The 4584-nt window shown below is 25.8% G+C and carries 5 protein-coding genes and 1 rRNA gene; 5 read left to right on the top strand and 1 reads right to left on the bottom strand.

Going from position 1 to position 4584, the window contains the following annotated elements:
• Window positions 1–52: 52 nt before the first annotated feature.
• A 5S ribosomal RNA gene (rrf, locus tag VLM92_RS07200) occupies window positions 53–169 on the top strand.
• A 632-nt stretch (window positions 170–801) separates the two neighbouring features.
• On the opposite strand, the gene VLM92_RS07205 is transcribed toward rrf, so the two are convergent.
• Window positions 802–1392 carry a hypothetical protein gene (locus tag VLM92_RS07205; protein ID WP_325275661.1) on the bottom strand — a complete coding sequence of 197 codons (591 nt, stop codon included), beginning with the start codon at window positions 1390–1392 and terminating at the stop codon, window positions 802–804.
• Window positions 1393–1830: 438 nt separating this feature from the next.
• Between VLM92_RS07205 and VLM92_RS07210 the strand changes: the two genes are divergently transcribed.
• The 4 genes from VLM92_RS07210 to VLM92_RS07225 all read left to right on the top strand — a co-directional run bounded on the left by VLM92_RS07210 (window position 1831) and on the right by VLM92_RS07225 (window position 4302).
• Complete coding sequence (locus VLM92_RS07210; RefSeq protein WP_325275662.1) at window positions 1831–2244, top strand: barstar family protein; 414 nt, start codon at window positions 1831–1833, stop codon at window positions 2242–2244.
• Between the two features lie 187 nt (window positions 2245–2431).
• Window positions 2432–2779 (top strand): hypothetical protein, encoded by a 348-nt coding sequence (locus VLM92_RS07215; RefSeq protein WP_325275663.1) that lies wholly within the window; start codon window positions 2432–2434, stop codon window positions 2777–2779.
• A gap of 550 nt (window positions 2780–3329) precedes the next feature.
• On the top strand, window positions 3330–3884 hold the full coding sequence (locus VLM92_RS07220; protein WP_325275664.1) for a hypothetical protein: 555 nt from the start codon (window positions 3330–3332) through the stop codon (window positions 3882–3884).
• 190 nt (window positions 3885–4074) lie between these two features.
• Window positions 4075–4302, top strand: coding sequence for a recombinase family protein (locus VLM92_RS07225; protein ID WP_331681714.1), 228 nt, complete (start codon window positions 4075–4077; stop codon window positions 4300–4302).
• Window positions 4303–4584: the final 282 nt, after the last annotated feature.

Here is a 4584-nt window from a genome sequence, read left to right on the forward strand (position 1 = left end):
CGGCTGTGAGGGTTCGATCCCCTTCACCCGCTCCATTAAAAAATAAAGATTATGTGGTTATAATAGCAAAGAGGATACACCTGTTCCCATTCCGAACACAGAAGTTAAGCTCTTTAGCGCTGATGGTACTTGGGGGGCAACTTCCTGGGAGAGTAAGACGTAGCCACGTAATCTTTTTTATTTTTTTACTTCATAATATTAGATTTTATGCGTAGAAATAGAAAATTCTAAATTGAAATATATAGGAGATTGTCTTAAACTAAGGGTTTTATAGTTGAGAGAATCTTTTTTTTATGAAAAATTATCTTTAAATTGCATGAATATATAATGTATATTATATACGAAAGAAGTAATTATAATTTAAGGAGGGTGTATATTTAAAAAAAATTAGATAGTTTAGATAGTAATAAAACATATTAAGAAATTAGTAAAAATAGTATAATCCCATTATAGGAATTACTTTTTAGCATCATTATACGATGCTTTTTTAAAAGTGTCTAGCATAAGGGGATTATACTATAATATTGTAGGTGATTTTATTTATTGCAAGTATATTAAAATAGTTAAAAATCTGTGTATAACTTGTGAATTAAAGTAATATCAATATATTCAAAAAATAGAAAAGTGATAAAATGCATGAAACATCTATTTAGTGAAAGAGTATCTTAAATGTGTTTTATTAGATTAATAGTTATTCTTAGTTGTTTGTAAATATGTATGTATTATGTTGATGTATCCTATTACAGTTTTCACATTATATACGAATAGTTATAGAAAAGCTAACTTTACGGTGTTGTCTATTTAGTTAAAAGAGATTATCACTCTATGTGGAGAAGTGTTTGGGATAGATAAATCTGGATTTTTACAAACAATAGTTATTGTACTATCAAGTTCTCTCTTAATTAATTCATCTGCAATCTCAGGAATAATGTAAAAAACTTCGAATACACCATTTATTTCAAATTGAACATATCTACTATCTGCAAACCCACCATAAATCCCTGTAAGAGTTATTGTACTTTCTTCAACAGGTTTTTCTTCTTCTTTTTCAGATGTATCTATAATTTCAGGCTTTACCATCTCTTCTTGCTTAGATTTCTCTATAATATCTTCTTTTGGGTTTTCTGTACTTTTAGGATGTTCATTTTTTTCGGTATAAGAATCATTAGTTTTTTTAGGTTCTTTACTTACTTTAACTTCTATTTCTTCATCTTCTTTACTTTTTATGTCTTTATTTTCTGACTCAATTGAAGATTTTTCATTTTTAGTTTCTTTTTCTACTGATTTATAGCTTTTAACTTTGGTTTTGGGTTGATTAATCTTTTTTACATATCCCCCCACACCTACTCCAATAACTGTGATTAATCCAAATATAATTAACATTTTCTTCATATTATAGTTATACCCCCTTGATCTTTTATTTATTAGTATTCTTTATGATTATACCATTTCTAAGAAATATCTACATAGCAATAAAACGTTTACATGGAAAATGTAAATATAATATATTTGTTCTGTATACTCATGATTATTATCTAAAACTGAATAAAAATTCTCAGCTTTAATTGCCATAAAATAACTAGTTTCTAAATTTAACTTATTTATTTAAGATAAACTTAACACCCTTAGAATACAAACAAATGGACTCTAAGGGTATTATTACTACAAAGCTTTGAATGTATTTTTAGAGTATAGTATTTAATTTACTCTAATTATTACTAAGGTTAAAATATAACTATGGTTCACAATTGTAAGATACAACGTATCAACTATATTTGTTTGATTTTTTGAATTTTTAAATATAGATAAAATTTAAGTGAGGGATTATATATGAAAAATGTTTACGTTATTGAAGGTAAAAATATAATTGATTTAGATTCTTTATTTAAGGAATTTGCAAGAGTAGTTGATGCTCCCAATGGGTATTTTGGAAGATGCCTGCAATCTTTTGATGATTGCCTTTTTGGTGGATTTGGGCTAAAGGCTCCTTGTAGGATAATATGGAGAAACTCTGATTTTTCAAAACAGTATCTTGATAGTAATATGCTTAAGAAATATTATCAAAATAAATTAACCGAAAATGATTTTTTTACTAATGAAGGAAGAGAATATGTTATTGAAACAATTGAAAGTGCTGAAAAAGGTGAAAAAAGTATGTTTGATGAAGTAATAAGTTTTATAGAGAGTATTACTGAAAGATCAATATTTGATGATAATTGGATTGTCGATTTGGTTTTAAAGTAACATTAACACACATTCTTATTATTTTACGAACCTAAAGAGAGTAATGACATCAAAAATTGTTACTCTCTTTTTAGTCTACACAAAAACATCTGTTTTAGTAGACATTAGAAAATAAGCAACTATGTTATAATTAAATAAATAATTGTTATAAAGTACGAATTAAACTTTAAGAAAGGAGAAATATATTATGCTAAATAATAAAAAAATAAAGCAGTTCAATATAGAAGATATCATTAAGAGAAAAATACAGTTTACAATAACCAATAGCATATTTGATAAAATAGAATATAAAGAAAATGATGAGGGTGAACTGTTAGCTTATAATGAAATGTTAGCAGACATTGAGATAATGTGTGAAGATGAATTTGTAAGTAAATATCTTGAAATAGTTGAAAAAATCGGGATACAATTTGATAATAAAGAAATTTTAGATGAAAAAGAGATTGAAAAAATGTCGGGATATAATAATGCTATCGTATCAATATTAAAACTTATTAATCCCATTCATGAATATGATTTGAATGAAAATAATTAACTACACAATATTATTATATTGAGAACTAAGGGAGTATTAAAGTAACAATCTCTCTTTTTTAATGTTCAATAAAACATTGCTTTTTACATACAAAAAAACTACAGTTGGGGGACTGTAGCTTAAAACCTAAATGGGGGAGATAGGTTGTATTTTTATATTCGTATCATATATGTATTATTGTCTTTTAAAAAAATAATATACATATATTTTAAGAAATTTACACATAATAACAAGTTTATTTAACTTATTATTATGGTGTTCAAGAAATTCTATTGATGTTTTTATGTACAAAAATTAGGAGTCATAACTTAACAGTAATGATTACTTTGTATCATTTTAAAATATGGTTATGTTTTAAGTCAGTGTTGAAAATTTTAAAAGGCTAATTAATACATTAAAACTCATTATACGTACTGTTAATTTTAGTATATAATCAAACTATAGTTTATTACGTAGTTGTATAGTACTACACACTAGTACTAGTAGTCATGGCGGTATGATAAAAAAACAATATGTATCATAGATTATGGTTAATAAAGGAGTTTATATTATGAGAGTTATAAAAACTATACTAGTTTTGTTATTTCTTTTCTTGGTATCTCCACTTTTATCAGGATGTTCGTTAATTACCGATTACCAAGAGTATAGTCTTTCAGATGTTTATGATTATAATGAAGGAGATAAGATAAAAATTAGTATACCTATTGAAGGTAGAGAGTACAAAAAAGTAATTATCCCTGGCCTGTATGATAAGTTAACAATAAAGGGGCCCTATGCCTATGGAGTAGTTATCTGTGGCGATTTTGATGATATAAGTAACATATCAGTTCAAATAGCTTTAAACGGAGAAATTACACAGAAATATTCTATGCCTGAAACCGTATCAATCAAAAAAATGGAAGATGAATCATATGGAAGCCTTTTTCTTGTTAAAGATCATGAAATAGATATAGATAACGATAAACTTAAGTACCTGGATATGACTGTTGAGTTCGATGGAATAAAAGGAGAAAAAAGTAGTACTTATACAAGAACTGTGCGATTTTATCCAAAAAATTTTATATATCATACAAACTTATTTTGGGAGAAATTAATGTCAGTGTAAAATACGTAAGCTAATTATTGAATTTGAATGTAATTAAGTACGCAGATTATAAATATTATGCAGTAAAAGGAGGAGAAATATTTCTCCTCCTTTTATTATCTATACGGTGTCATAACTTTACAGTTTTAATATCTAAATACAGGTGAGGACTTTTCAATACTTTAATAGGTATTAAAAGTTAGTGTCATAAATAGTTACTAAATTAGATAGATTAGCAAGCAATACAGTAGAAGAATTATTTGCTAAAAGTACAATAGTACATGTTCTAAATATTGGATTATTAGAAAGCACTAGCATGGGTAAATTCTTTTTAACTACATTACTGGCTGTTACAGAGATGGAAAGAAACACAATTATAGAAAGAACTCAATATGGAAAAAAATATATAAAATACGATACAAAAATATATGATAGATAATTATTTAAATAAATTTATTAATTTATTTCATAACGAGTTGAAATGTAGATTTAAATATATAAATAGCTATATAGGCTAAGTGTAGGTTGTAGACAATGTTAATAAAATGGAAAATTATTATAAATAAACTTAAAAAAATCAAGAAAAAGTATTGACGATATTATTTTAAGATGGTATAGTTATACTTGTCCTTAAGAAAAGGGCAAACAAGAAAATGAACTTTGAAAATTAAACAGTAGGTTAATTTATAGAATTTGAAACAAACCAAACAAACAAAGCCAG

The sequence above is a fragment of the Romboutsia sp. genome (assembly GCF_035470145.1).
Lineage (GTDB): Bacteria > Bacillota > Clostridia > Peptostreptococcales > Peptostreptococcaceae > Romboutsia_D.

Coding starts and splice junctions, on each gene's coding strand:
- VLM92_RS07205 (WP_325275661.1), bottom strand. CDS start 1,392: ATGAAGAAAATGTTAATTATATTTGGATTAATCACAGTTATTGGAGTA.
- VLM92_RS07210 (WP_325275662.1), top strand. CDS start 1,831: ATGAAAAATGTTTACGTTATTGAAGGTAAAAATATAATTGATTTAGAT.
- VLM92_RS07215 (WP_325275663.1), top strand. CDS start 2,432: ATGCTAAATAATAAAAAAATAAAGCAGTTCAATATAGAAGATATCATT.
- VLM92_RS07220 (WP_325275664.1), top strand. CDS start 3,330: ATGAGAGTTATAAAAACTATACTAGTTTTGTTATTTCTTTTCTTGGTA.